The sequence below is a fragment of the Mucilaginibacter sp. SMC90 genome (assembly GCF_022811725.1).
Classification (GTDB): domain Bacteria; phylum Bacteroidota; class Bacteroidia; order Sphingobacteriales; family Sphingobacteriaceae; genus Mucilaginibacter.
Genome location: NZ_CP094527.1, coordinates 4,008,861 through 4,032,521, shown reverse-complemented (window position 1 = coordinate 4,032,521; position 23,661 = coordinate 4,008,861). Strand labels below are relative to the sequence as shown.

The following is a 23,661-nucleotide window of genomic DNA, read 5'->3' as shown; positions in this document are numbered from 1 at the left end:
AATCCCCAGGTCTTAATAAATTGGAAGATAAAAAACGCATAGCCATACTGGGCGGGGGCCCAAGCGGCCTGTTCATGTTCAAGCGACTGGTAAATACAGGGAACACAGATCTGAATATTACCATTTTCGAGCGTAAAAATAAGTTAGGATCAGGCATGCCTTATAGTGCTGAAGGTGCCAATGATGAGCATATTACCAATGTGTCGGGTAATGAGATCCCACTCTTGGTAACTTCTCTGGATGACTGGGTTAAGACCATTTCTAAAGATACGCTGGACAAATACCATATTGATGCAGCCCGCTTTAACGAGTACAAAGTGCTGCCGCGTTTGTTGTTTGGTCAATATCTCACAGCGCAATTCGATTTGCTTCAAAAACAAGCCCGGGAAACAGGTATCACTTATAATGTACATTACAATACCACCGTATCAGATATTATTGATCGGCCTGAAAAAGGATTGGTAATTATAGAAACAGAAGATGGCGAGCAATCTGAATTTGATCACGTGATCATTTGCACCGGCCATAACTGGCCGAGAAAGCATGAGGGAAGCATTCCCAATTATTTTGATTCGCCGTATCCCCCGGTAAAACTCGCCCTAAAGCTTAACCACCCGGTTGCCATAAAAGGTTCGTCTCTCACTGCAGTTGATGCTATCCGGACACTTGCCCGATATAACGGTACTTTTGATAAGGACAACAACGGCAAGCTTTTTTATACGCCTTTCGCCTCACATCCCGATTTTAAAATGGTAATGCATACCCGGAATGGCATGCTGCCAGCGGTACGTTTTCATTTGGAAGATTCGCATTTATCAAATGATAGCCTGTTGAGCAAAGACGAGATCAAAGCTCATATCAAAGCTAACGATGGATTTTTGTCGTTGGATTATATTTTTGAACGGGACTTTAAATTGCCGATAAAGGAAAAAGAACCGGAGTTTTATGAGAAGATCAAAGATATGCGCCTGGAAGAATTTGTGGATGCCATGATGGCTTTGCGCGAGGAACTCGACCCTTTCCAATTATTAAAAGCCGAATATGCCGAAGCTGAGAGATCGATCAAACTTAAAAAATCCATCTATTGGAAGGAAATGCTGGGCGTTTTAAGTTTTGCTTTAAACTATCCCGCCAAACATCTTTCTGCCGAGGATATGCAGCGGTTACAGCAATCCCTTACGCCACTTATTTCTGTCGTGATAGCTTATATGCCTCAAAGTTCGAGCGAAGAGTTACTGGCGCTACACTGGGCAGGCGTGTTGGAGCTGATCCCGGTTGGTGAGGAAAGTAGGGTTGAACCAGATGAGAGTGGCGGAGCCATTTATAATTATACAGATGAACATAAAAATGAGCAAAGTTTACATTATCAAACTTATATAGATTGCGTAGGCCAACCGCATTTGGCATTTGAGGACCTGCCGTTTAAAAGCCTAATCGAAAAGCGAACTGTTACGCCTGCCAAACTCAAATTTCAATCTGCAGACGAAGGACTTAAGGCGATGAATGCCGGTAAGCCGGTTTCGAAGGATGAACGGGGCGATTACTATTTAAAAGTCTCCGGCATCACTATTAATGATCATTTCCAGGTGATTGATGCATATGGGGCTTTTAATGAACGGATCTATATGATGGCGGTGCCTTATATCGGGGGGTATAACCCAGATTATTCCGGTCTTGATTTTAGTGAAGAGGTATCTGGTATCATTATTGAAAGATTAATGGTATGAAGTTATACCTTTTACTGTTGGGGGCCGAAGCGCCTGGCAGGGTAGTTGAACAACATGATTTTTTCTTTGGCATTGCTGAAAGCTTGCGTGACTTAGTGCCCCAAGTCCGGGCGTTCTGGCCGGAGGCAGGTGGTAGCCTGCACATTGACGGCTGGCGGGAAGTAACTAAGGTTGATGGTTTTGCAGTGCAGGTTGTTCCTTTAAATGGTGAAAGTCCTGTATCCGCTAACAAACTATTCTTTTTAAATCTTGGCGGCTACGCTACAGGGAAGCTTGAAGAACAGCACTACACAGTACTCACGGTAAAAAATACCCGTCAAGCTGCTATCCAATTCGCAAAAAAAAGCCTGTTTTTTAAAACCAACTCGTTAAAAGGCATCGCCACCGCTCATATCGATGAAAAATATGGGGTTGATGTTGATAGTGTTCACAATGTCCAGGATTTGCTTTCGCCGGCCCTGAAAGCCAAGTATCACATCGTTTTCGGCGATGGAAGCAATATGCCAGAGGATGAGATTCATTTAGGATATTTTAAACTGGATAAACTTAAATGAACCGTAGGGATAAATTACTCGAATGGATAAAACAGCGGCACAAAGGTCAGCTGATCAGGCGTACCACTGAGCCTTACATCAATCATCTTATTGCTGTTGCCGAGTTAGCCTCCATAATCCCTTTGGGTTACGAAACAGGCCTTTGTCATGATCTTTTTGAAGATACCGAAACAACCGAGGCAGAATTTCTTTCGGCATTAATCGGTTTTGGTTATAAAAACCAGGAAGCGCACCTGATCCTGAATTGTACTGTAGAACTGACAGACGTGTTCACAAAGAAAAATTATCCCGAATTAAAAAAGAAGGATAGGAAATCTAGAGAGGCTGCACGCTTAGCAGCTATTAGCTCCACTGCACAAACCGTTAAATATGCTGACCTGATCTACAACATCGGTTGGGTTCTAAGGTACGATCTTAAACATGCCGTGAAATATCTGTTGAAAAAACGTTTGCTTTTAGCTGCCATGACGAGTGGCGAGCCAAACCTACATTTGAAGGCGATGAACTTGATCGATGATTCTCTTTCCAAATTAACATCAAAAAGCTTTACTGATCTGTAAATGCAGGGTAAACAAATGCCCTTAAGAATATCATTAATCTGTGATAGTCAGAATTTTATTTTTTCTTATAGCGCACGGCTTTCAATTTGTGATTTTCATCTGCGGCATCAATAGAATGGGTGCAGGTGATATCGTCTTCATCTTCAGCCAAATCTGATAGCTGTTGGTAGAATTTGTGCAGGTGGTCCAGTTCTTTTTCAGTTAAGTCCTCAATATCAACCATCCTGTTGCTGGCCCCTTCGTGTGCCGCCAAAAGTTCGTTCAGCTTCAGGTGAATGGCTTTTGAATCTTTATTCTGTGATTTTTGGATCAGGAATACCATCAGAAATGTAACGATGGTTGTACCCGTGTTTATGATCAATTGCCAGGTATCCGAATATTTGGCCAACGGTCCGGTTAACAGCCAGATCAGTATAGCGGCAATAGCGATAATAAAAGCCGCAGAACTGCCGGTAGCTGCTGTAGCCCAGTTAGAAAATCGCTCGAATAAATTCTTGTTCTGTTTCATTGTAAGAGATGTATGCCAACAAAGGAATAAGAGATGTATTTGTTTGAAAATTAATTAATTATTAATATAAAACAATACGAGGCTTTAACAACTTGTTTGTATGAACATTTTAACCATACTAAACATGAACTCTATACTTTACATCATCGCTGTTATACTAGTAATTGGCTGGGCCATCGGTACATTTGCTTATGCCGCCGGCAGCTTAATTCATATTTTATTAGTAATAGCTGTTATAGCCGTAATACTGGGCGTGATCCGGGGACGGTCAGTGGTTTAGGCGAGGATGCTCGGGCAACTGAAATTTTATCTGCAAATCTATTTATGAAAGCATTAATCATCAATTGTACACTTAAGCGAAATCCCGACTTTTCTAATACCGGTGCGCTGGCGGAGAAGGCTGCAGGACAATTGGAAGAACAAGGTTTTGAAACTGAGATCATCCGACTGAACGATTACAAGGTTTTGACCGGCAACTCATCGGATGAAGGAGAGGGCGATCAATGGCCGCTGATACTGGAAAAGATCAAAGCCTGCCAGATTTTTATTATTGCCACCCCTATATGGATGGGGAATTTGGCATCCACATCGCAAAAAGTAATTGAACGGCTTGACGCTATTTTCCGGGATGAAGAATTAAGCAGCAAAGAGAACGGCCAATATATGCCCTATAACAAAGTGGGAGGCTGTTTGGTAACCGGTAATGAAGATGGCGCGCACAGCTGTGCAGCACAAGTGCTTTGGGCGCTGCAGGAAGTAGGTTTTACTATTCCTCCAAATGCGAATGCGTACTGGGTTGGAATGGCCGGTGGCGAAAAAGATTACGTTGAGGGTGGTGGGCAGCGTTATTTGTACACTAACAAAACGCTTCGTTATATGACCTCCAACCTGGCCTGGTTTGCAAAACTGCTTGATGCTAACCCGATAGGAACCAACCTACTGGAGGAGGATAAAAAAGCAGAAGCTGAAAGCGATGAAGAGGATGACGAGTAATCCACTGGGTTAATAGCAAATCTGATTTTTGAATAAAACGGTTCAAATGGTAAAGCTGAAATCCTCAGTAGGAATTAATGTTTAATGATCCATGCTTTTTCGATCGCCTCAGCAGGAATAGAATTGGCTGGTAGCAGTTAAGAAATTTTAGTTAAAGCGCGCTCAGGCAACCTCGCAGTTAGGCAAACTGAAATGAAAAGTAGAGCCTTCGTTCTCTTTACTTTCTACCCATATCTTACCGCCATGATCGGTCACAATTTTTGAGGTGATGTAAAGCCCCATACCTAATCCGGCATGGGTTTTACTTACGTCTTCAGCGCGGTAAAATTTATCAAAAATGGATGCCATAGTATCTGCCGACATGCCAATGCCTTGATCTCTAATTGATATGGTAATATGCCCTTCAATGTTGAGGACTGAACTGACTTCTACGTTTGTATTAATGCGTGAGTATTTGGCGGCATTGCCTAAAAGGTTTGAAAAAACCTGCTCCATCCGTAAGATATCAATCATTACGTCGGCATCGTCGCCCAAAGCGCTGTTAATAGTATGGTTGGGCATAATGCTTTGCATCACTGCCAATTGATCAACGATAAAGCTATTAAGCTTTACTTGCTGTAGGTTGTATTGCAGGTTGCCATTTTCGGCTCGCGAAATATCAAGCAGTTGCTGAACCAGTGAATTAAGCTTATTAGACTGTAGGTCTATTTTATTCAATAATCCTCTCAATCTATCGGAAACCGGTTCTTTCGTGGTTTTTGCCATCTGAGTGAAGGCTTTTAACACAGTTAAAGGCGTTTTAAGCTCATGGCTGGCAATGGAGATAAATTCGGTTTTCTTTTCGTCTATCAGTTTTGTCCGTCTCAATTCCTCTTCCTGGTCTGCGGTTAGTTTGTGCAGGTGCGAGTTTCGTCGTTTTATTTCTTCGTAAGGATTGAGGGGCTCTTCCTCCTGAAAGTATTTTCTGAGTAAATTTATCTTTACTGTATCAAGTTTTAAAGACCGTGGAAGGCCAAGCTCCATATCTATAGCATAAGCACCATTTTGGCCTGTCAGTTCAAATTCAGGCACTAACTTTTGGGCATAGTAAAATCTTTCATCACCTGCGGTCAATTTAATTTCGGTGTTAAAGGTCACTTTTGCCTTTAACGCATACCGTGTTTTATTTTGCACGAGACCAATTACAAGTGTGCCATTATCGGTGTATTCAATTACAACCCGGGCCACTTCAGATACCGCGGTAGCAAATGTTGTTTGAGTTGCTACCGTCAACCCAAGCTTTTCGGCAACCTTCATAGATCGCTTGTGAGCAAGCACCAGGTCCATTTCATTCTCGAGTGAGATGCTTACCACTTCTGTCATTTTATTTAACTTTTGCTATGATCACTGACATGTCATCGTTTTTTCGTGCATGGTCTTTATATATAGCTGCAGCTAAAACGGAAAGATCGTATTTGTACATTAACGGGTATTTTGCCAGATCGATTCGGGTTTTTATCCCGTCAGAACAAAGCATTACCTGGTTAAATTCATCAGCGGTGTACTGCTGGTCGTTCATGGTGTTAGGTATGTTATGGCCCACAATGCCGTTGTACGACATGTGGTTTTTGAAGTTTACCGGCCCAAACATGCGCGCGGCAATGTTACCTATTCCTGCTGATGACCATTTTTTTTCACCATAATTATAGCCAACCACATTTATTACCGCTCCACGGGTTTTTTTAATGCTTGCGTGAATAAAACGCAACGTTTCGGTAGGGCTGTAATCCGGGAATACTTTGAATGCGGCGGCCGCCTCGTTAATAGCCTTATTAGCCTCGGGCCCATGGCCTAAACCATCGGCCAGCATCATCTTTAAATATTTATCTGTTTTTTTATATACAAAGCCATCGCCGCTTGTTTTTTCGCCTGGCTTTGATACCACTATCGGCCGCAGGATTACCTTTTCATCCGCTTTTAACTTTTCGGGGTCGCTGTAAACACGGCTAAGCACAATAGTTCCCCAGCCCGGTTGCGAATAAAGCTCGAATGTATCCGAAAGTCGTTTCATACTGCCTAAGCCATGGCCCAAGGTTTTGGTTGTTGAAACTCCATCTACCATCATCCTGGCCGGGTTTACCATTCCGGGCCCGTTATCAATACTGATTAGCTCAACATACGGAGAGCCGCCGTTGGCAAAAGTGCCCATCAATATTTCACCATCATCACTGTATTTATACAAGTTGGATGTCATTTCGGCTACGATGAGGTCAAGCTCATTTATACGGTTGACATTGATGCCGGCTTCAATTGCCAGTCTGTGAATCTCTTTTTTTATCAGGGAGAAGTAGCTGCGGTCGTCAGCGGCAAAACTGATATGTGTAGCATCAACCATTGGCCCATTTTATAATGGTGACGGTTGTGCCTTCGCCAACTTTACTTTTAATGTCAAACTCGTTCACCAGTCGCTTGGTACCAGGCAACCCCAAACCAAGACTTTTACCTGTAGAAAATCCATCACGCATGGCTGCTGGAATGTCTGGAATACCTGGGCCTTTATCAGTAAATATCAGCCTGACGCCGTTATTACGGCCGCTTGAAACAACCTCTATCTGGCAAACGCCGCCATTGGCATAACGCATCATGTTGCGTACCAATTCGCTGGCCGCGGTAAGCAGGCGGGTTTGATTAACCAAGCCCATTTTAATTTTTACGGCGACTTCTTTCACTCGGTTTTTTAAAAAAACAACGTCCTGCTCCTTTAGTACCTGCACGGTGTCTTTACTGAGTGATAATACCATCGTCGGTCGATTCCTGATCTATATCTTCTCCATCTATATCAATCATCGATTTTAACAAGCTCATACCACGCTCCATATCTAAAGCAGTGTGCACTCCCTTTAGCGGTAAGCCTAATTCTATCAACGTAATGGCAACCGCCGGCTGCATGCCCACTACCACCGTTTCTGCATCCAGTATTTTCGACATACTGGCGATGTTGCCAATAATACGCCCCATAAATGAATCGACAATGGTTACCGCCGATATATCTATTAAAACGCCCCTGGCATTCGTTTTATTTACCATCTGCACCAGGTCGGCCTCTAAGTTAAGTGCCAACCGATCATACAGGTCAACCTGGATAGTAACCAGTAAAAAATTGCCCAGCCGCAGAATAGGAATTTTATCCATTATAAAGCGATATTAAAATTTAGCAATAGTGTTTGATTTTCTCACTTCCAACTTCATCAGCTTAAAAGAGTGTGATAAAGCGCTGGCTAAAGTTGCCTTTGTAATGATATTAGAAAGATCGATACCAAGATGAACTACCGTTTGAGCAATTTCCGGGCGGATACCGCTGATAATGCATTCTGCACCCATTAACCGGGTGGCGCTTACAGTTTTAATCAAATGCTGTGCAACAAGAGAATCTACCGCGGGCACGCCTGAAATATCTAATATGGCTATGCTTGATCCGGTTTCTACAATTTCCTGTAACAGGTTTTCCATCACTATCTGTGTACGTGCACTATCCAGGGTACCAATTATAGGCAGGGCCAGTATGCCATCCCATACACGGATTACCGGGGTTGATATTTCAGCAATCTCGTCGGTTTGTCTTAAAATAACCTCCTCGCGGCCTTTTATAAAAGTCTCAAAGGTTACCACGCTCAGATTATCCATTAAACGGTTTATCTTCAAGCTTTCAGAAAATAGATGTTGAGGATCATTATTGATCTCTTCCTGCAACACCTCAAGTAATGCTTCCTTTAATGAAAATACAAAGTTACCTGTTTCGCGGGGGCTAAAACCCTGGCGTGCGCGCGTTATGGCTATACCACCTAAAATTTCAATAACCGGGCTCCATTCGTCAGAATTTAAGTCGGTAAAATTTTCGCTTGATAAATTGCTCACCAAAGCGTCAACTAACTCTTCAGATTGGCTTCTCAGTTCATCGTTACTGATCAGGTCTTCCCGCAGTCCTTCATCGGCCAGCTGGTTCTTCATCCAGAGTTCAAGGATGTTTTTTTTCTTTTTTTGTAGCAATTGATGTGTTTTAAGTGACATGGATGAAGAATAGGGTAAGTGATTAATTGGCCTACAACTCAAACTTGGCAAAGTTGAATTAATGCGGAAAGGTAAATAACCCTTTTCAAAATAAGAAATATTATTTATTTATTTATTAATTAAGACGATAAATAGGTATGGTGACGACTATTATAATTAAATTTTTTTTGGGCAATTTTGTGGAATGAAATCCCGATTTGAGGATTTTTTTGCCGTGTATCAAATGATGCGGAAATCATATGCGCCATCGAATCCGTTATTATTAAGTAAGCTCCGGCGGGGAAATTTATAATAAAGGCAATGCCGAGATAATTTGTTATTTGGTCGGGTTTTTGAATTTTTAAATCAACCATGGAAAAACATATCGGTCAAATTGTTGAGAAAACCATCCGCACAAGAGGGGTAAATTTAAGTGAGTTAGCGGAGGGGTTGAATACAAGCAGAAATTCGCTTTATAATTATTTCAAGAAACGTAATTTGGCTACGCATATAGTATCGAAAATCGGGCAAGCCATTGACTATGATTTCTCTGCAGATCTGCCGGAATTGTTGTTGGATCATGAAGCCCGTTGCCGACCAAGTTTGCAATCACTGAATATTGATTCAGAATACAAAGATAAATACCTGGAATTACTGCTTAAGTACAACGCTCTGTTAGAAAGCAGATTGCCAGACAGGGCAAAAAGCAGCCTCATTATATAGAGCCCATTTTCTGTCATTCACATTTTTACGATTTTCAGCTGATTTTAAGTTGTTGGTTACTGCTCCACCCCAGCAGATGTGGAAATTGGCGAGAATTACATTTTCTTGCTGAATCAATTGACGGCCGGCATTGAGCTTATCACCAATCCCTCATTAAAACGAAGGCTGACCATTGAAATAATAAATGAGTGCCTCAGGAGCGGCACCCATCAAACAGAGAGCGACTGGTTGGAAATCCGCTATGGCGCAAATCATGAAAACCAATGGCGTCTCGGCGCTTTCCTGATGAACCTAAAAAATCCCTCCACAATACTAAGCCGAACGGATGATCATATCAATGTTCCTACTAAAGCTTAAAAGCCCGGCGGGTTTTCGGGCGTATGGTTTTTATTAACTATTATTTTGTTCATGCAGATGAAGTGACCATCACTATGGCACAAGCAGTAAATTTGTTTGCGGCGTAAAATTTTCTGCTAATTCGATGTTAAAAAATAGGATAATATTTTAATTTAAAGTTGAAACATTAAGTCTCTCTTGTAGTTGTACTAACACACGATCCCTCTCTTATCAAGCTCTTACCCAATTATTTCATTTATCATCTACTAAAAATTACATTTATGTTTCACCACGTTAAATCACTACAATTTAATGCCAGGGTTTCACGCCCTGACCCGCGCTTTGCTAATCTTTTACTGGAACAGTTTGGCGGCGAAAACGGCGAACTGGCCGCTGCCATGCAGTATTTCACACAAGCCTTTGGTGCCAAAGTGCCACACCCCGACAAATACGATATGCTGATGGATATCGCTACCGAAGAATTCAGTCACCTGGAAGTAGTTGGTGCCACTATTCAGATGCTGTTGAAAGGGGTTAATGGCGAGTTAAAAAATGCGGCAGATAGTTCAGACATCATGCAAGTATTGAATGGCCGTGCTGCTCAGGAAAACATTATTCACGAAGCATTAACGGCTAATCCTCAGTTTGTGATGATCACCGGCGGCGGTGTAACCCCCCGCAATAGCCAAGGTATTCCGTGGTGTGCATCATATATCCACTCCAATGGAGATTTGACCGTTGACCTGCGTAGCAACCTGGCTTCTGAATCAAGGGCAAAACTGGTTTACGAGCACCTGATGAAATTTACAGACGATCCATATATCCACGAAACACTTTCATTTTTAATGACCCGCGAAGTGGCGCATTATAAAATGTTTGAGGCGGCGCTGGATAGTATTCCAAACAATTTTCCTCCAGGAGTGCTCGCCGCCGATCCGCGTTATACCCAACAGGTTTATAATTTATCTGACGGCGCTGTACGCGGCCCGTGGAATGAAGGCGAAATGCCAGGAATGGGCAAAGAATGGGTTTTTGTTGAACAACCTTTACAGCAAATACAGGAAACCGAAGGACAAACCAAGCTGCCGAAGGACTTTAGCAAGGAACTAACGGAAACTCAAAGAGAAAACAAAAATATGAGTGCCGAAAAAAGTGCTGAAGTAAAAAATGCGGAGCCCAAAGGCCTTGCCCAATGGAGTAGTTACGAAGCTGTTAATACGCAAGCGAAGGCATAATTGTGAGTCATTCAACAAAAAATTAAATAATTAATCTACAACAAACACCTATGGAAAACACAGAAAAAGCACTTGATGTGATCAACGATCTCATCAAGGTTAACAATGACCGCGCGGCTGGTTTTGAAAAAGCAGGCAAAGACCTGAAAGAAGATGAAAACGGCCTGATTACGGTATTCAACAAGTTATCTGAAGAAAGCCGTGAGAACGTAGCTGAGTTGACCGGTTTAGCGCAGCAATTCGGTGAAGAAGCTGCCGAGGGTACCAGCACAACAGGTGATTTACACCGCGCCTGGATTGATGTTAAATCGGTATTTACAGGAAACGATCTTACCGCTATCCTGAACGAATGCGAAAGGGGTGAAGATGCCGCCAAAGCTGCTTATAAAAATGCCCTTGATCCTGAAAACGAACTTAGCCCGGAACTGGAGCAGGTGCTATTTACTCAACAACGGGGAATTGTTGAAGGACATGATCTGATCAAATCACTTCGTGATCAGGCTGAAGATATTAATGGTTATGATGTCAACGAAAATGATGAAAAGGTAGCTGCCGAACCATCCTATGAAGGAGCCGCAGGTGAATACCAAGCCCAGGGAGTTTTTGCATCAGAACCGGAAACTATTATTTCAGACAACGAATGGGACGATGAACAAGCTAACTCCACCGGCAACTCTAAACTCATGGAGTTTTTCATTAATGAGTTAAAAGACTTGCTTTGGGCAGAAAACGAACTTGTGGAAACGCTGCCGAAAATGGCAGAAGCCGCAACTTCCGCCGAACTTAAAAGTGCTTTTGAGCAACATTTGACGGAAACAGAAGAGCACGTTGCCCGCCTGGAACAGATTTTTGGGATTTTGGGTTTAGAGCCAGATAGCCGCAAGTGTGAGGCTATGGCAGGTATTGTTGACGAAGGCGATGAGATCATCAGCGCTACGGAAGAAGGCACAGCCGAGCGCGATGTAGGCTTGATATTTGCTGGTCAGAAAGCTGAGCATTATGAGATTGCCTCTTATGGTGGCATGATCTCCTTAGCCAAGACGTTAGGTTACTATGAAATCGCCGAATTGTTAGTGTTAACGTTAGATGAAGAAAAAACAGCCGACGCACTATTAACAGAAATTGCTGAAAGTCAGGCAAATGTCGCGGCCAGCAATGAACCGGCAGGAGATTAATGAACGAAGTGATGTGAATAGATGGAGGTCGCCTGATTCCGGGTGGCCGTTTTTATTTCTGATAATCCGCAATTACAGAAAGCTTTTCCAATAAAAAGATTTGCTGGTTAATGAACAAGCTGAATGAATAGAGCATAAATAATAATGGGTACATTCCCGATTTGAAAATTCAATTCGTTAAACACTGAAAATATGACATACCTATTGGTGATTCACCCTTAAAATAACATGTATACAAACATGGATGATTATTCAGGAAGGGCTGAATCGTTTTTAGATTACCTCATTAGCTGCGATATTAGTTCCTCCAGTTTTAATCTGCAATTTATCAAATCTGGATTGCTATGTGGCGAAGTCAAATTTCAAAACAAAGCCACAGCCGAATTATTTGAGGGGAAGTTTGCTATCAATTACGAACATAAATCGAATAGGATTATTATTGTTATTTTGATTATTAACGCGGTATTTGAGCGAACAATAGAAAACCGTTTTTCACCACAAAGCATGTTCGTAGCAGATACGGAAAATTTTCATGAAGAGCTTAACCGAATAAGCGATATCACTAAAAAAATGAAAGTTTAACTGGGTTCATTGATGCATATACAATTTAGTATATAGCCTGTAGTTTTATAGGCTGTGGTTGATGTTATCTTTACCGCACATCATTGAATACCACTGTAGATGAGTATGCAAAAGGACAAAGAAATTTTATAAGGTTTGGGCGTAAAATAGCACTGGAATAGGCATAACGTAATCTTCCTGAATAAAGTTACTAAATGAACATTTTTTCATCTATCTGTTGGTGATGAAGAAAATATTTTTGATCATTCCAAAATCAATTGGTTTTGATAAAAATTTTTCGATCCTCGTGTTTGAGTGTGATTTAACCACATCTTTTTTAAAAATAGATGATGAAAGCACATAGATTTTACTTTTACGCATAGGGTCGATATTAAGCCTGTTGTATTCCTCCATAAACTACCAACCATCCATCCATCAGTGGCATTGCCAGCTCAAGAAAAATTTAATCTGGTAAATGATCACTTCCCTGCGCGTTGAGTCTCATTAATCTGCTAATTGCGGTAACTCCGTCTTCGCAAGTTTCAATAACCGGATTATCAACCGTTTTTTTGATCATTAAATTAAATATAACCCTATCGATCTCAGAATCTTCTATCAGTAAAATGCGGGCTGGCCGATTTGTTGAAACCACTCATAACCAACGCTCAAAACCCTGCATTTGTTTTAGTTAGCAATGATGCTTTATTTAACCTATGTTAGAGTACTTAATGAAAACGCCAATAATTAGTGTGGTTTGAAGTTATATTAACCAATCTGAATACTCACGCAATAGCTTTATAGCCATTAGATAGGGCATAATGAAAGGTATTGCAGGAATGGCCGCCAGCAAGCCCGCCATATCTGGTGGTCCTGGCCAGGAAGAAGGGATGAGAACCAAAAATAAGCCGACTATACTAAAGCCAAAGTACCAATTACAGGAAACAAGGGTAAGTAGCCTCGCATTTTCATAGCAACAGCAAAAAACAGGATGGCCAAATAGATAAGGGTTACCTCTGCTACAGCTATAACATAAAACAATGCTCTCAAAGCAAGATACCAGTCTGGTCTTGGCGATGCAGGCGTTAGCTGAAATTCCTTAAACGCTACAGGGAGGTAGTACCCCCAAAAGGCCATGTTCACTAAAAATAAAGGAAGCGCGATGGTTAAAAGCGCGATGGTTAAAAGCGCGAATCCCAGTACTGAATATATCACTTCACCTGATTTTGCAATTTTCCTTCTAAAAGGCCGAAGCCAAGGTAAGCGCAAACGCCGCACGCCATAAGTATTGTATAACGCACTTACTGCGTTTGTGCTGTAGCAAGCCAATCCGATATATTGCCCGGGGCGGCCCATACCACCAAAAATCGCGAACAGCGACCAGGGGATTAGCAGCAACAAAGCAGATGATATGTAACCGTTGGCCTGGCTGGGGTATAAGTAAAAAGCCGCCAATAACATCAAACCGCTGTTCAATAACCATAGCGGTAGGTAAAACGCATAAGAAACTTGCCCGCCCCTATCTTAAACCTACCGATCTCGGCCACTTTTTTAGTAACGCATGGGCGGCCGCTATCGCGCAATGTTTTGCCATCATAAAGGCCTATTGATCTAAATTCCACATCATTAAAGTCGGGGCCGAAATGGCATTGAATACAGCGGCCTTTGGAATTAAAGATAGCAAAGCCACGTTTGGCCGACTCACTAACTGCTGATTCGTTATCATTCAGTCTCCAATTATCAAAGGGCGAGTCGCCTGTTTCTAAAGTCCGTTCAAATGCCGATAACTCTTTGGCCAGGTTACCAGCATTGGGGGCCCCATTAAAAACTGTAGTAAAAGCCAATTTATAATAATTATTGTGCCCAAGTCGCCAAATAGCCGTATTTACAGGCAAACCCTTCCTGCCATGAACTCCCAAACTAACGGCCGAGGTATCTGAGAATGCAAATTTCTCTTTATGACAGGAGGCGCAACTGATCTTACCAGTACTTGAAAGTATCGGGTCAAAAAATAATTTCCGGCCCAAAGCTGCAGCGTTTCCGGTTCATGATCTTTAAACGCACTCTGGGAGATTACGAGGATAATTCCAAGCGTAAAAAGGGTGATGCACAACTTCTTCATGTTGAGTAAGGTTACCTGCTCGCACCAATATTTTTGAACAGGAGCCCATTAGTTCCTTCCTTGCGGCCTTTAAAGGTATCCTGGATCAAATGAAATTTGAGTGAATCTCTGAGACTATAAAACTCAACTTTGTAAGTGCCTTGATAGTGGGCATTGCAGGTAGCATCGGAGATATAGAGCGTATCGTGCTTCATGTGATATACTCCGCTCACAAATTCTTTTTTATTGATAAATCCATCGAAAGTTCCGTTAATCCTGAAAATAACCAAAAAGTTAAAAGGTTCCCCCATGCGAACTAGTAGAATGTTCCCATCTCCCGATAAGTAGATTAGGGTCGTCGGTAAAGGAAAGAGCAGTGCATAAAACCACAATTAAGAAGCTGAAAAGATAAAGTTTTTCATGATGTTTGTTTGATCAGTAGGTATCTCAAAAAAACAGAGTTTCAGCTATCCATACTTTCGCGCTTGTTGCAAATACTTATCTATTTGTTGCGCCAGAGAATTTGGAAATAATAATTTTAACTATACCATTAATAAATCAAAAAATGATCATTGGCTTGTTCAATTCAAACGAAAATAACCCTAATGGCGGACAGCTAATTTGTAGCTGTAATAACAGCATTTTATTGAAGAAAATACTGAGAAGGGATCAAATGGTGTTTGCGGAGAAGACGGGGTCGGCGCGACTACGATCAGTAGCATATATATCAAAGAACCTTTCTTTCGCAATGATGCTTTTTTTGACAAAGATTACAGTATGGGGAAATATGGCGCTATTCCAAAACTGGATCAACTTGATTTATTTGATAGTGGGAATGATGAACGATAAATTAAATGTTAAATCTCCTCGACCCCGAAGTGTAATTGAGAAAATCGGCCAGGATATAACTGATTTATATAACACGGTTTAGTTAAGGAGGAATAATTAGCCTTGTGTAGGCATTTCGGCTATATGCTATCCTTCAATACCTCTTTTCTCCGAACTTGAAAACGCTTATTTTTGACTAAATCTCATGCTTATGAGCGTCACCTACTTCAGACCCCGCGACCGCTTCGACTTTTCAAAGATAACCTTGGATATCGGCAATCCGTTACAATGGGACAGGTCACATTTTTTAAAGCACTTTTTTAAAAGGGTGGTTGCCATCCCCGAAGGCTGCATAGACGAATTTTATCAACGCCACCTGGCTTATTATTTATCTCACCATACCGATGGTACAGCGGAAATCTTCTTTAAATATTTCTGGTCGCTCATTGAAAGGCAATTAAAAGTATTGTTGGGCAAGGATGTTTATGACAAACACCATTTGAAGAATGAGCGGGAAATAGAGAGATTACAAAAGTTTACTGCGCTACTGATCTCGCTTGACCGTTGGAATGTTCATAAATCTAATGATGCCGTAATAGCGCAGCAGGAATCAGAAATCTTGGCACTTAAGAAAGAGCTAACCCAGTTGAAAGCTGACCTTAAGAAAGCTACCACGCTTGAAACCGAAGGTTATATCAATATCCCGGAAGGCTACCGAAATGTGGTTTTACACCTGCATTTGCAAATGCAGGAACTCAAAACACCTGAAGGGAAAGAGCTTATGTTTTCCCAAACACAGAGTGTCTGGATGAAGATGATCTGCAAGTATTTCCGCGAGGGCGATAAGGAGATCAATTACGAGACTATACGGCGTTATTTCCCAAGTGACAAGCGGGAGCCGGGAGATAAACACGCAGATATTCCTGCAAAAGCAAAGCTATTTACGATCAATCCCGCGAAAAAGAGAAGTTGATTTTTTCTTTTGCTGACAATGTAATTAGCTATTCGTCAATATAGCATCAATCTGTTAACCAGCTCCTTATGAGCTTCTATAGCTTTCTCTAAACTCCTCCATTTTAACCATGCAGTTCTGCATGGTCAAGAAATCTATTCTGTACAGTACACATTTGTTCCAAAACAAATGCTATGCAGATAATCAATCAAGAAGCTCTTAGCCTGTGCATACGCCAGGCGGTGAGGGCAGAACTCCAGGAACATTTTAAAATGGGGGGCATTCAGCTGCCTGATTCAGAAAAACTTTTATCCAAGCAGGAACTCGCCGCCGAACTCGGCGTGTCTCTCGTTACGCTTACAGACTGGATGAAAAAAGGTTTACCCTATTTGCGCCTGCATAAAAGGGTGTACTTCAGAAAAAGCGAAGTACTTAATGCCATGCAACAAACCATTAACGATTAAAACAAGGAGGAACAGATGAATGTGGAACTAATCACTAAAGGGGATTTATTGGAATTTAAAAGCGATTTGCTTAATGAGATCAAACGGATCGTACAGCCTGGGCAAGCAAGTACAAAGAAATGGCTAAAGAGCGTGGAAGTAAGAAAACTATTGGGGATATCGCCCGGAACGCTTCAGAATTTACGGATCAATGGGACACTTCGTTTTACAAAGGTAGGAAGCATCATGTACTACAAGTTGGAAGACATCAACAAGATCCTGGAAGGAGAAGGTAAATGAAGCTACAAAAGGAAATTGTTAAGGAGCTGACAGGTTATGCCAGCTTGCTTAAACGCATGGAGAAAGATAGCAGGTTGCTGCCAACCCATCTGAGCCTGTTCACCGGTTTGTTTTTCTGCTGGCAGCGGAATGGTTTTAGAAGCCCATTCAATGTAACCCGGAAAACGCTCATGGCGTTTTCCAAGGTCGCATCCATTGCCACTTATCACAAGTGCATCAGGGAGCTGGATGAGTATGGTTATATCCGGTATCAGCCGTCCTACCATCCGAAGGAGGGCAGCCTGGTTTACTGGCCGGAAGCGTAAGCAGTGGCGAAAAGGATGGTGTCTAAATCCACGCAAAACTTCGTTTTGCAAAATTAGGGTAACATGGTGCAAGCGGTATGCAGCACCTATACAGATAGCGTGATATATGGCGGAGAAATCTACGACCCGAAGGGAGCGAGTTAATGTTTTTGCTTCACAAAAACCCGGATACACCCCGCCGGGGTGATCCGGTAACTCGCTCCCGTTGGTCGGTTTGGGAAGAAGTTTTAAGAAAGTGATTTTATGACAGGATCAACTGAGAAAGATAAAATACAGAAAAGGAGGTTGCCCGGCAGACCGAAAAAAGCGGTCAGCCGAAGCGATTTCCTGATGGTACGATTAACGCCGACTGAACGTGTCTTGATCGATGGCAGGGCAAAGAAAGCCGGGTTGAGATCCAGTGAGTGGTTCCGTAGGGCGGCAAAAAGCGCGAAAGTTTTCCCGCGATTTACAGTAGAGGAAACCGGTTGGTTCAGGATGCTGGCGGGGCTTGCCAATAACCTTAATCAGCTGACACACCTTGCCCATGTGGCCGGGCTTTTCTCACTTGCCCTGAAATGCCAGGCCTTGCTGAAACAGATCGAGGATTTATTAATAAAGATCAGTAGCCATGATGGGTAAACTGATAACTGGTCGAAACTTTGGCGGCTGTGTCCGTTATGTGGTGAATAAGCAGGATGCGAAGATCATTGCTGCCGAAGGGGTGCGGATGCAGAACGCAGGAACGATCACCCGTGATTTTAACCTGCAACGGAAGATGCGACCGGAATTAGGCAAAGCCGTGGGGCACCTGGTTTTAAGCTGGAGCAGGGAAGATCTGTCTAAGTTGAGTGATGACATTATGGTGGAGCGGGCTAAAGAATACATGGATAAAGTGGGTATCCGTAATACCCAGTTCGTTGTAGTTCGTCACCATGACAGGGAGCATCCGCATTTACATGTGATCTATAACAGGGTAGATAATAACGGTAACACCATTACCGACAAAAACAACTTTGCGAAGAATGTTAAAGCCTGCAAAGAGATCACACTGATATACGGCTATCATATAGGGGAAGGCAAGGAACAGGTGAACAGGCAGGCCTTACAAGGAAAAGAGAAAATCCGGTACGAACTTTTTGATGCCATTAAAGCAGCGCTTAAACAATCAGGAGACTGGAGGCAGCTGGAAGCGAATTTGCAAAAACAGGGTATTGGAATCGCTTATAAATATCGGAGCGGCAGCAATGACGTGCAGGGCATCTCTTTTGAAAAAGGCGATATCAAAATGAAAGGTTCTGCTATTGACCGGAGTTTGAGCTATGCCGGGATCGATATGCAGCTTAACCGGAATCTACAGGCGCAGCAGGAACATAAAATAGATTCACATTCATTAGCCGATCAGTTACGGGATGCGATCCGGCAGCATGGCCAGGTTGATTACGTACGCCTTCAAACTGGCGGTAAAGGCATAATGGAAACGTTGCTGGAACCGCAGTTCGTTGCCGGTCCGCCCGACCCGATGGGGGATGCAGATATAGCTAAAAGGAAACGAAAGAAACATGAAGCCGAGCATTCCCAGTCACAAGGAATAAGCAGGTAGTGTGATTGCAAAAAATGATTATTTAAACTATTCAAATTCAGAAATTATGCAACAAGAAGAATTGGAAGAAAAAGTAACGATGCTGGAGGAACTGATACAGGGGTTCATTCAAAGGATAACAATCGTAGAAACTGAAATGCCGGGCTTTCTAAAGAGTTTTTTACAGCAATACAAAGAAACATTAGACAGGATAGCCAGCAGGATTGAAACGGCTAATAAACGTTATAATGATCAAAAAATCGAGCAACAGATGGATGAATTGAAAGATGTGGTTTCAAGGGTACCTAAAGTGATCGGTATCAAAAATCATCATCATTTCGGGGCATGGTCAAAAAGCCTGATTATTGGACTGGTGGTAGCTTTTGTTATTACTGCCGGGTCATTTGGTGCGGCTTTATATTTAAATCATCAAAATGATCGGCTAAACGATGAGGCTTATAATTTCTGGCTGGTCAGGGCGATGTATCCTAAAACAGCGGAAACAATTATTACAGGATTAAAGAGTGATCCGAATGCTTTTATCGCCAAGGCAGAAAAGGCTATGGAAAAGCAACAGGCAATTGCTGCCGCCAAAGCTCTTGCTGATCAGGCAGAAAAGAATCAGAAAGCAGCGAGGGATAGCCTGAAGAAAGCTAGATCAGCTAAGTGAGTACACTTTGACCTGTTTTCTTTTATGATAGGAGGGGACGGCCATGCGGCTGCGGCAGGCGGCTGCATTACACCACGCGCTTCGCTCCGGGTTCCATTACGCCGCCAGCCTCGCCGCCGCGCGCAGGAGTGTATTCGTTCCTCATACACACCTGCCTTTACCGCCCACGCATTATCGGTTAGTCACAGCACCGCAGTCACAAAGATAGCTACGCAGGAAAACAGTCAAGGGTATATAAATCCCGATGATAGGATCGGGACCCTTGACAATTTTCCTGCTAACAGCTCCGGTTGTTTAAGCGGTGATATGACTTAGCTTGCACAATGGAATATATGGGAAATGCTTGATATCCTAATTCCCACCTCAAATTAACGCTTAACTCCACCACTGCCCAATGAACGCCCAGGATTCTGAGTATGTTTGGGGGGGACTATATCTTGTTGCACTTTCATTTGCTTTACAAATGTTCTCATATCTATTGCAATGCGATTGACCCAATGGGGTAAATTAACAGCTTCATCGATAATCTTACCACCGGCAAATTTTAGATAAACTGAAACGCCCTGTCCGTTTTCCTTAGATGCGGCTTTCATTAAAATAACCTGCTCAAAAGCATGGTAATACTTTTGCAGATTAATTAAAGACTCTTTATAATTTGCTTTGATGTTATCTGCTGATACGTCATGACCGCCTTTGGCTACTCTTAACAGTACACGTTCAAAAGACATGGCAATATCATCCAGGCCAAAGAAAAACAATCGGGTACTATAGCCCTTGATCTTAAATTCATTGACTGATTTCATGATATCTTCTGTTCGGAAATTAGTTTCGAAAGCACAGGTTGTATTTCTGTTTTGCATGGTTTCTTTCCAATCCGAAAATATATGCCCGTTAACCGCATCATATAGATTACCACTGTCTAACCCCGGAAATTGCTTTTTAAGCAGTATAAATTCCTTATCGCCATCAAAAATAGGGGTGCCAGGTGGCACCATAGAGGATGACAGCGTGCTTTTACCAGCTCCGTTGGGCCCGGCAAAAACAAACAGTTCCGGCTGATCCATTAAAATTTCCTGCTAATTATCTGGCTTTTGCCTGTGTTGACATCTACCTCCACCAACTCGCGGTGATCGGCATATTCACGGATTACATGATTTTTATGCTCTTGATTTTCGGCAGGCTCGTAAACATTATAGTGTCCCAGACGTGTGTTTTCGAATTCTACGTTTTGGATTTCAGGGCACAACCGCTCTTCGATCTCTTTTAGAGAACATTCAAAAACGGGTATGTAGGTTAGTTGTTCCATTAGCAATTGTAATTCAGCTGCCTTTGTCGGGTGCCAATGGCTTACAGGGACAAGAACAGCTGTTGCTTTTTGTTGGTCGTCGTAAACAATATTAAATGTGTCCTGAGTGACGAACTCTTTCAAATTTAGTGTTTTATACATAGTCTTACAAATTACTATTTAATAATAACGTGACGGTGACGTTCTCTTCGTTGTCTGATTGGCATATCAGACAGCGTCGGATTAAGTGACTGTGATTGGGTAGCTGTCGGTTTATTCAAGTTATCTGCATTTTTTTGTAATAACTCCATCAGCACATTGGTCTCTATTTTTAAGGCCACTGCAAATCCAAAGGAAATTGCAGTGGCTGTAATCAAGCTGAAATAAACAATTAGAATCTTCAGTTTTACTTTTTTTGAATAGGATTGAAGCACTTTGTCAAGCTTTTTATCGAAGCTATCTACAGCGAGTTCTAATTGCTTATCCGCTTGACGATTGTTCAACTTGTCCAGTTTTAAGCTGATCTGTACAAGTTGTGAAGCGTGATCTGGGAGACAAACTTTTGGATAATTTTTAACGTTTTTCTCGCTGTTGATTAAACTTTCATGCCTCCATTTGTTCTGTTCAGCTGACCTTTCAGAAGCTTCACTTAGTCCATTACTTTGATTGTTTTTTTGCTGGTTCATCTATTCCTTATTAAACATGTAAATGACTAACCTTGCAGCTAAACAATAACCGCAAGGTTGATGATTAATTCAAGCGCTAATAAAGCTTCCTAAGTTTAGACATGTCCTGCGCCACTTTCATATCTAGGATTTTCGCATAGTGCTGGGTTGTTTTGATATTGGTATGGCCGAGCATCTTAGATACACTTTCGATAGAAACGCCATTTGCAAGTGTCACAGTTGTTGCAAAAGTATGACGGGCTATATGGTAAGTCAATTCCTTGTTTATGCCGCAGGCATCAGCTATTTCCTTCAGATAGCTATTCATCTTTTGATTGCTCAATACAGGAAGCAATAAGCCATCATTTACGCATTGCGGATGATCTTCATATTTTGCCATTAATTCCATTGCTTGGGGAAGTAAAGGAATTCGGGACGAAGTATCTGTTTTCTGACGGTTGGTATAAACCCATTTCTGTCCGTCGATTCCGGTTACGATTTCTGAACGTTTTAATTTCTTAACATCCGCATAAGCTAAGCCTGTGTAGCAGCTGAAAAGAAAAATATCCCTTACTTGTGATACCCGGTCGCTAACAAGTTTCTTATTGGCCATCACCTCCAGTTCTTCAGCGTTTAAGAAGTCCCGTTTAACCTCTTTAACTTTCGGCTTGTATTTGACAAATGGATCTTTATCAAGCCATCCGTTTGCTATACAAATGAGTATTATCTTTTTAAAGTTCTTCAGATACTTAACAGTAGAGTTATTGTTGCAACTTCTTTCTGAACGTAAGTAAAAATCATAAGCCATAATAAACTCGTGGTCGATTGCCCGGATATCGATATCGCAGGAGTTGAACTTCCATTGCAGGAAAGCCTGTGTATGTTTTAGACTTGTCTCGTATCGATCAAGCGTTCCCTTTGCATATTCTTTACCGATCAGCGCTGCGACCTGACGGTTATGTTCCTGGAATATTGGTACCAGCATTTTTCCGGGCGAGGTTTTTCCGCCGAGGAGTCTGTCTTTTAAGTTGGAAGCAGTGATTAGCAATTTACGCTCTATCATATCCCGGTGAACATCGTACACCTGGTGTTCTAATGTTTTCAGGTAAGCATTGATACTTTTTGTATCCTCATTGTTCCCGGTTAACTTTTGGCCGTTTGTATTCCATTTGTCGGGATTAACGTAGCGTTTAGATGAGACTTCGATGCGCGCGCCATCGATAGTGATACGCAGGTAAACAGGGGCAAGGCCTTCGGCATTTGTTTTTGATCTCTTTACGTAAAAGAGGAGGTTAAAAGATTTGTTCATCGCTGAAGCTTTTAAGTGAATAAAATTAGTTACATATCCTCCTGTAATCAAGATGTTTAAATACTAAACAGGCTCAATAACAGTAACTTATAAGCATTCCGGTGACCAGCGGTTTCACCTCTAAAAAGGTCACCCGGAGGTCCCTGGAACAAAGCGATTCATTGGTTTAATTTGGTGTGGGCTAAAAACAGAAAACGCCGTAAATGATTTATTTACAGCGCTTTTGATCCTAATTGAATAATACTTGGCGGAGAGTTAGGGATTCGAACCCCAGGAACCTTTAACAGTTCAACAGTTTTCAAGACTGCCGCAATCGACCACTCTGCCAACTCTCCGGGCGCAAAAGTACAAATCTGAACCGAATTGCCAAATCCGAAGTGCTACTTTAAGTCCAGATTAAGTAAATGTTAGAGAACATTGCCTGTTTATCAGAGTATTAAAATTTTAATTTTTTTTATTGTCAGGCATTTTAGCTTCAAAATTGATCAAAAATGCCTGTATAAATACCATTAGCAATTATGCAGGTGAGGATCAAATGCCCTCATGCTTTCAAATAGCGTTGCAAACCCATTAGCCATTTGCTGAAATAAATGTTCATCGAGGCTATATTTAATTGAGCTGCGGAAACCATGGGCCTTTATAATTCCTGCACGTTTTAAATCAGTAAGATGTTTGGTTATTGTTTCGTGATTAAACGGAATGGTATATAAATCTTCTTTGAATACCGAATTACCATTGGCCATGATGATGCGGACAATGGCAATCCTTACAGGTAATGCAAGCGCTTTTGCAAAATTGGCCAGGTCGTTATCTGTAGTTGAAAATTTTAAATCGAAATAAGACATAA

General features: G+C 41.9%; 32 protein-coding genes and 1 tRNA gene. 17 read left to right on the top strand and 16 right to left on the bottom strand.

Annotated elements, in window-relative coordinates; all coding sequences use genetic code 11:
* The first annotated feature begins 20 nt into the window (after nucleotides 1-20).
* From MTO98_RS17360 to MTO98_RS17350, 3 genes are read left to right on the top strand one after another with little or no spacing between them, the layout of a single operon-like run.
* Nucleotides 21-1,727 carry an FAD/NAD(P)-binding protein gene (locus MTO98_RS17360; protein ID WP_243487877.1) on the top strand — a complete coding sequence of 569 codons (1,707 nt, stop codon included), beginning with the start codon at nucleotides 21-23 and terminating at the stop codon, nucleotides 1,725-1,727.
* Entirely contained in the window at nucleotides 1,724-2,281 is a 558-nt protein-coding gene (locus MTO98_RS17355; RefSeq protein ID WP_243487876.1) for a DUF1543 domain-containing protein, read from the top strand. The genes MTO98_RS17360 and MTO98_RS17355 overlap by 4 nt, the downstream gene beginning before the upstream one ends.
* Nucleotides 2,278-2,841: a hypothetical protein gene (locus MTO98_RS17350; RefSeq protein WP_243487875.1), complete on the top strand. Its 564-nt coding sequence runs from the start codon at nucleotides 2,278-2,280 to the stop codon at nucleotides 2,839-2,841. The genes MTO98_RS17355 and MTO98_RS17350 overlap by 4 nt, the downstream gene beginning before the upstream one ends.
* Nucleotides 2,842-2,896: 55 nt before the next feature.
* Here the strand turns inward: MTO98_RS17350 and MTO98_RS17345 are convergent, their stop codons facing one another.
* Nucleotides 2,897-3,349 (bottom strand): low affinity iron permease family protein, encoded by a 453-nt coding sequence (locus tag MTO98_RS17345; protein ID WP_243487874.1) that lies wholly within the window; start codon nucleotides 3,347-3,349, stop codon nucleotides 2,897-2,899.
* A gap of 124 nt (nucleotides 3,350-3,473) precedes the next feature.
* Between MTO98_RS17345 and MTO98_RS17340 the strand changes: the two genes are divergently transcribed.
* Both MTO98_RS17340 and MTO98_RS17335 read left to right on the top strand, forming a co-directional pair.
* Nucleotides 3,474-3,629 (top strand): lmo0937 family membrane protein, encoded by a 156-nt coding sequence (locus MTO98_RS17340; RefSeq protein ID WP_243487873.1) that lies wholly within the window; start codon nucleotides 3,474-3,476, stop codon nucleotides 3,627-3,629.
* A 44-nt stretch (nucleotides 3,630-3,673) separates the two neighbouring features.
* Nucleotides 3,674-4,342 (top strand): flavodoxin family protein, encoded by a 669-nt coding sequence (locus MTO98_RS17335; protein WP_243487872.1) that lies wholly within the window; start codon nucleotides 3,674-3,676, stop codon nucleotides 4,340-4,342.
* Between the two features lie 162 nt (nucleotides 4,343-4,504).
* Here the strand turns inward: MTO98_RS17335 and MTO98_RS17330 are convergent, their stop codons facing one another.
* The 5 genes from MTO98_RS17330 to MTO98_RS17310 are packed head-to-tail and all read right to left on the bottom strand — an operon-like array spanning nucleotide 4,505 to nucleotide 8,389.
* Nucleotides 4,505-5,704, bottom strand: coding sequence for a sensor histidine kinase (locus MTO98_RS17330; RefSeq protein ID WP_243487871.1), 1,200 nt, complete (start codon nucleotides 5,702-5,704; stop codon nucleotides 4,505-4,507).
* 1 nt (nucleotide 5,705) lies between these two features.
* A complete protein-coding gene (locus tag MTO98_RS17325) occupies nucleotides 5,706-6,716 on the bottom strand; it encodes an ATP-binding protein (protein ID WP_243487870.1) in 1,011 nt (336 codons plus the stop codon).
* On the bottom strand, nucleotides 6,709-7,122 hold the full coding sequence (locus MTO98_RS17320) for an anti-sigma regulatory factor (RefSeq protein ID WP_243487869.1): 414 nt from the start codon (nucleotides 7,120-7,122) through the stop codon (nucleotides 6,709-6,711). Before MTO98_RS17320 ends, MTO98_RS17325 begins: the two co-directional genes overlap by 8 nt.
* The gene (locus MTO98_RS17315; RefSeq protein WP_121810293.1) at nucleotides 7,103-7,513 is read right to left on the bottom strand and encodes an STAS domain-containing protein; all 411 of its coding nucleotides are present in this window, start codon (nucleotides 7,511-7,513) and stop codon (nucleotides 7,103-7,105) included. Before MTO98_RS17315 ends, MTO98_RS17320 begins: the two co-directional genes overlap by 20 nt.
* A 12-nt stretch (nucleotides 7,514-7,525) precedes the next feature.
* Entirely contained in the window at nucleotides 7,526-8,389 is an 864-nt protein-coding gene (locus tag MTO98_RS17310) for an STAS domain-containing protein (protein ID WP_243487868.1), read from the bottom strand.
* Between the two features lie 351 nt (nucleotides 8,390-8,740).
* Here MTO98_RS17310 and MTO98_RS17305 point away from each other — a divergent pair, with 351 nt between their 5' ends.
* The 5 genes from MTO98_RS17305 to MTO98_RS17285 all read left to right on the top strand — a co-directional run bounded on the left by MTO98_RS17305 (nucleotide 8,741) and on the right by MTO98_RS17285 (nucleotide 12,419).
* Complete coding sequence (locus MTO98_RS17305) at nucleotides 8,741-9,091, top strand: hypothetical protein (RefSeq protein WP_243487867.1); 351 nt, start codon at nucleotides 8,741-8,743, stop codon at nucleotides 9,089-9,091.
* Between the two features lie 105 nt (nucleotides 9,092-9,196).
* Nucleotides 9,197-9,448, top strand: coding sequence for a hypothetical protein (locus MTO98_RS17300; protein ID WP_243487866.1), 252 nt, complete (start codon nucleotides 9,197-9,199; stop codon nucleotides 9,446-9,448).
* 260 nt (nucleotides 9,449-9,708) lie between these two features.
* Nucleotides 9,709-10,662: a manganese catalase family protein gene (locus MTO98_RS17295; protein ID WP_243487865.1), complete on the top strand. Its 954-nt coding sequence runs from the start codon at nucleotides 9,709-9,711 to the stop codon at nucleotides 10,660-10,662.
* A gap of 50 nt (nucleotides 10,663-10,712) precedes the next feature.
* Entirely contained in the window at nucleotides 10,713-11,837 is a 1,125-nt protein-coding gene (locus MTO98_RS17290) for a DUF892 family protein (protein WP_243487864.1), read from the top strand.
* A 240-nt stretch (nucleotides 11,838-12,077) separates the two neighbouring features.
* A complete protein-coding gene (locus MTO98_RS17285; protein ID WP_243487863.1) occupies nucleotides 12,078-12,419 on the top strand; it encodes a hypothetical protein in 342 nt (113 codons plus the stop codon).
* A gap of 210 nt (nucleotides 12,420-12,629) precedes the next feature.
* Here the strand turns inward: MTO98_RS17285 and MTO98_RS17280 are convergent, their stop codons facing one another.
* The 4 genes from MTO98_RS17280 to MTO98_RS17265 all read right to left on the bottom strand — a co-directional run bounded on the left by MTO98_RS17280 (nucleotide 12,630) and on the right by MTO98_RS17265 (nucleotide 14,807).
* Entirely contained in the window at nucleotides 12,630-12,779 is a 150-nt protein-coding gene (locus MTO98_RS17280) for a hypothetical protein (RefSeq protein ID WP_243487862.1), read from the bottom strand.
* Between the two features lie 528 nt (nucleotides 12,780-13,307).
* Nucleotides 13,308-13,856 carry a hypothetical protein gene (locus MTO98_RS17275; RefSeq protein ID WP_243487861.1) on the bottom strand — a complete coding sequence of 183 codons (549 nt, stop codon included), beginning with the start codon at nucleotides 13,854-13,856 and terminating at the stop codon, nucleotides 13,308-13,310.
* Between the two features lie 11 nt (nucleotides 13,857-13,867).
* A complete protein-coding gene (locus MTO98_RS17270) occupies nucleotides 13,868-14,422 on the bottom strand; it encodes a cytochrome-c peroxidase (protein WP_243487860.1) in 555 nt (184 codons plus the stop codon).
* 106 nt (nucleotides 14,423-14,528) lie between these two features.
* Nucleotides 14,529-14,807, bottom strand: coding sequence for a hypothetical protein (locus tag MTO98_RS17265; protein ID WP_243487859.1), 279 nt, complete (start codon nucleotides 14,805-14,807; stop codon nucleotides 14,529-14,531).
* Nucleotides 14,808-15,535: 728 nt separating this feature from the next.
* On the opposite strand from MTO98_RS17265, the gene MTO98_RS17260 reads away from it, so the two are divergent.
* The 7 genes from MTO98_RS17260 (at nucleotide 15,536) to MTO98_RS17230 (ending at nucleotide 19,555) form a co-directional block, all read left to right on the top strand.
* Entirely contained in the window at nucleotides 15,536-16,297 is a 762-nt protein-coding gene (locus MTO98_RS17260) for a hypothetical protein (RefSeq protein ID WP_243487858.1), read from the top strand.
* 173 nt (nucleotides 16,298-16,470) lie between these two features.
* On the top strand, nucleotides 16,471-16,740 hold the full coding sequence (locus MTO98_RS17255) for an AlpA family transcriptional regulator (RefSeq protein WP_243487857.1): 270 nt from the start codon (nucleotides 16,471-16,473) through the stop codon (nucleotides 16,738-16,740).
* Nucleotides 16,741-16,755: 15 nt separating this feature from the next.
* On the top strand, nucleotides 16,756-17,019 hold the full coding sequence (locus MTO98_RS17250; RefSeq protein ID WP_243487856.1) for a helix-turn-helix domain-containing protein: 264 nt from the start codon (nucleotides 16,756-16,758) through the stop codon (nucleotides 17,017-17,019).
* On the top strand, nucleotides 17,016-17,324 hold the full coding sequence (locus MTO98_RS17245; RefSeq protein WP_243487855.1) for a hypothetical protein: 309 nt from the start codon (nucleotides 17,016-17,018) through the stop codon (nucleotides 17,322-17,324). Before MTO98_RS17250 ends, MTO98_RS17245 begins: the two co-directional genes overlap by 4 nt.
* 243 nt (nucleotides 17,325-17,567) lie before the next feature.
* The gene (gene mobC / locus MTO98_RS17240) at nucleotides 17,568-17,945 is read left to right on the top strand and encodes a plasmid mobilization relaxosome protein MobC (RefSeq protein WP_243487854.1); all 378 of its coding nucleotides are present in this window, start codon (nucleotides 17,568-17,570) and stop codon (nucleotides 17,943-17,945) included.
* Nucleotides 17,935-18,906 (top strand): relaxase/mobilization nuclease domain-containing protein, encoded by a 972-nt coding sequence (locus MTO98_RS17235; RefSeq protein WP_243487853.1) that lies wholly within the window; start codon nucleotides 17,935-17,937, stop codon nucleotides 18,904-18,906. Before mobC ends, MTO98_RS17235 begins: the two co-directional genes overlap by 11 nt.
* Before the next feature lie 46 nt (nucleotides 18,907-18,952).
* Nucleotides 18,953-19,555, top strand: a complete 603-nt coding sequence (locus tag MTO98_RS17230) for a hypothetical protein (RefSeq protein WP_243487852.1) — start codon at nucleotides 18,953-18,955, stop codon at nucleotides 19,553-19,555.
* Between the two features lie 368 nt (nucleotides 19,556-19,923).
* On the opposite strand, the gene MTO98_RS17225 is transcribed toward MTO98_RS17230, so the two are convergent.
* The 6 genes from MTO98_RS17225 to MTO98_RS17200 all read right to left on the bottom strand — a co-directional run bounded on the left by MTO98_RS17225 (nucleotide 19,924) and on the right by MTO98_RS17200 (nucleotide 23,659).
* Nucleotides 19,924-20,619 carry a hypothetical protein gene (locus MTO98_RS17225; protein ID WP_243487851.1) on the bottom strand — a complete coding sequence of 232 codons (696 nt, stop codon included), beginning with the start codon at nucleotides 20,617-20,619 and terminating at the stop codon, nucleotides 19,924-19,926.
* Nucleotides 20,619-21,002: a hypothetical protein gene (locus tag MTO98_RS17220; protein WP_243487850.1), complete on the bottom strand. Its 384-nt coding sequence runs from the start codon at nucleotides 21,000-21,002 to the stop codon at nucleotides 20,619-20,621. Before MTO98_RS17220 ends, MTO98_RS17225 begins: the two co-directional genes overlap by 1 nt.
* 14 nt (nucleotides 21,003-21,016) lie before the next feature.
* A complete protein-coding gene (locus MTO98_RS17215) occupies nucleotides 21,017-21,526 on the bottom strand; it encodes a hypothetical protein (protein WP_243487849.1) in 510 nt (169 codons plus the stop codon).
* 76 nt (nucleotides 21,527-21,602) lie between these two features.
* Nucleotides 21,603-22,814, bottom strand: coding sequence for a site-specific integrase (locus MTO98_RS17210; protein WP_243487848.1), 1,212 nt, complete (start codon nucleotides 22,812-22,814; stop codon nucleotides 21,603-21,605).
* A 245-nt stretch (nucleotides 22,815-23,059) separates the two neighbouring features.
* Nucleotides 23,060-23,149: transfer RNA gene (locus MTO98_RS17205), tRNA-Ser, on the bottom strand.
* Between the two features lie 174 nt (nucleotides 23,150-23,323).
* Nucleotides 23,324-23,659: a helix-turn-helix transcriptional regulator gene (locus MTO98_RS17200; protein WP_243487847.1), complete on the bottom strand. Its 336-nt coding sequence runs from the start codon at nucleotides 23,657-23,659 to the stop codon at nucleotides 23,324-23,326.
* Nucleotides 23,660-23,661: the final 2 nt, after the last annotated feature.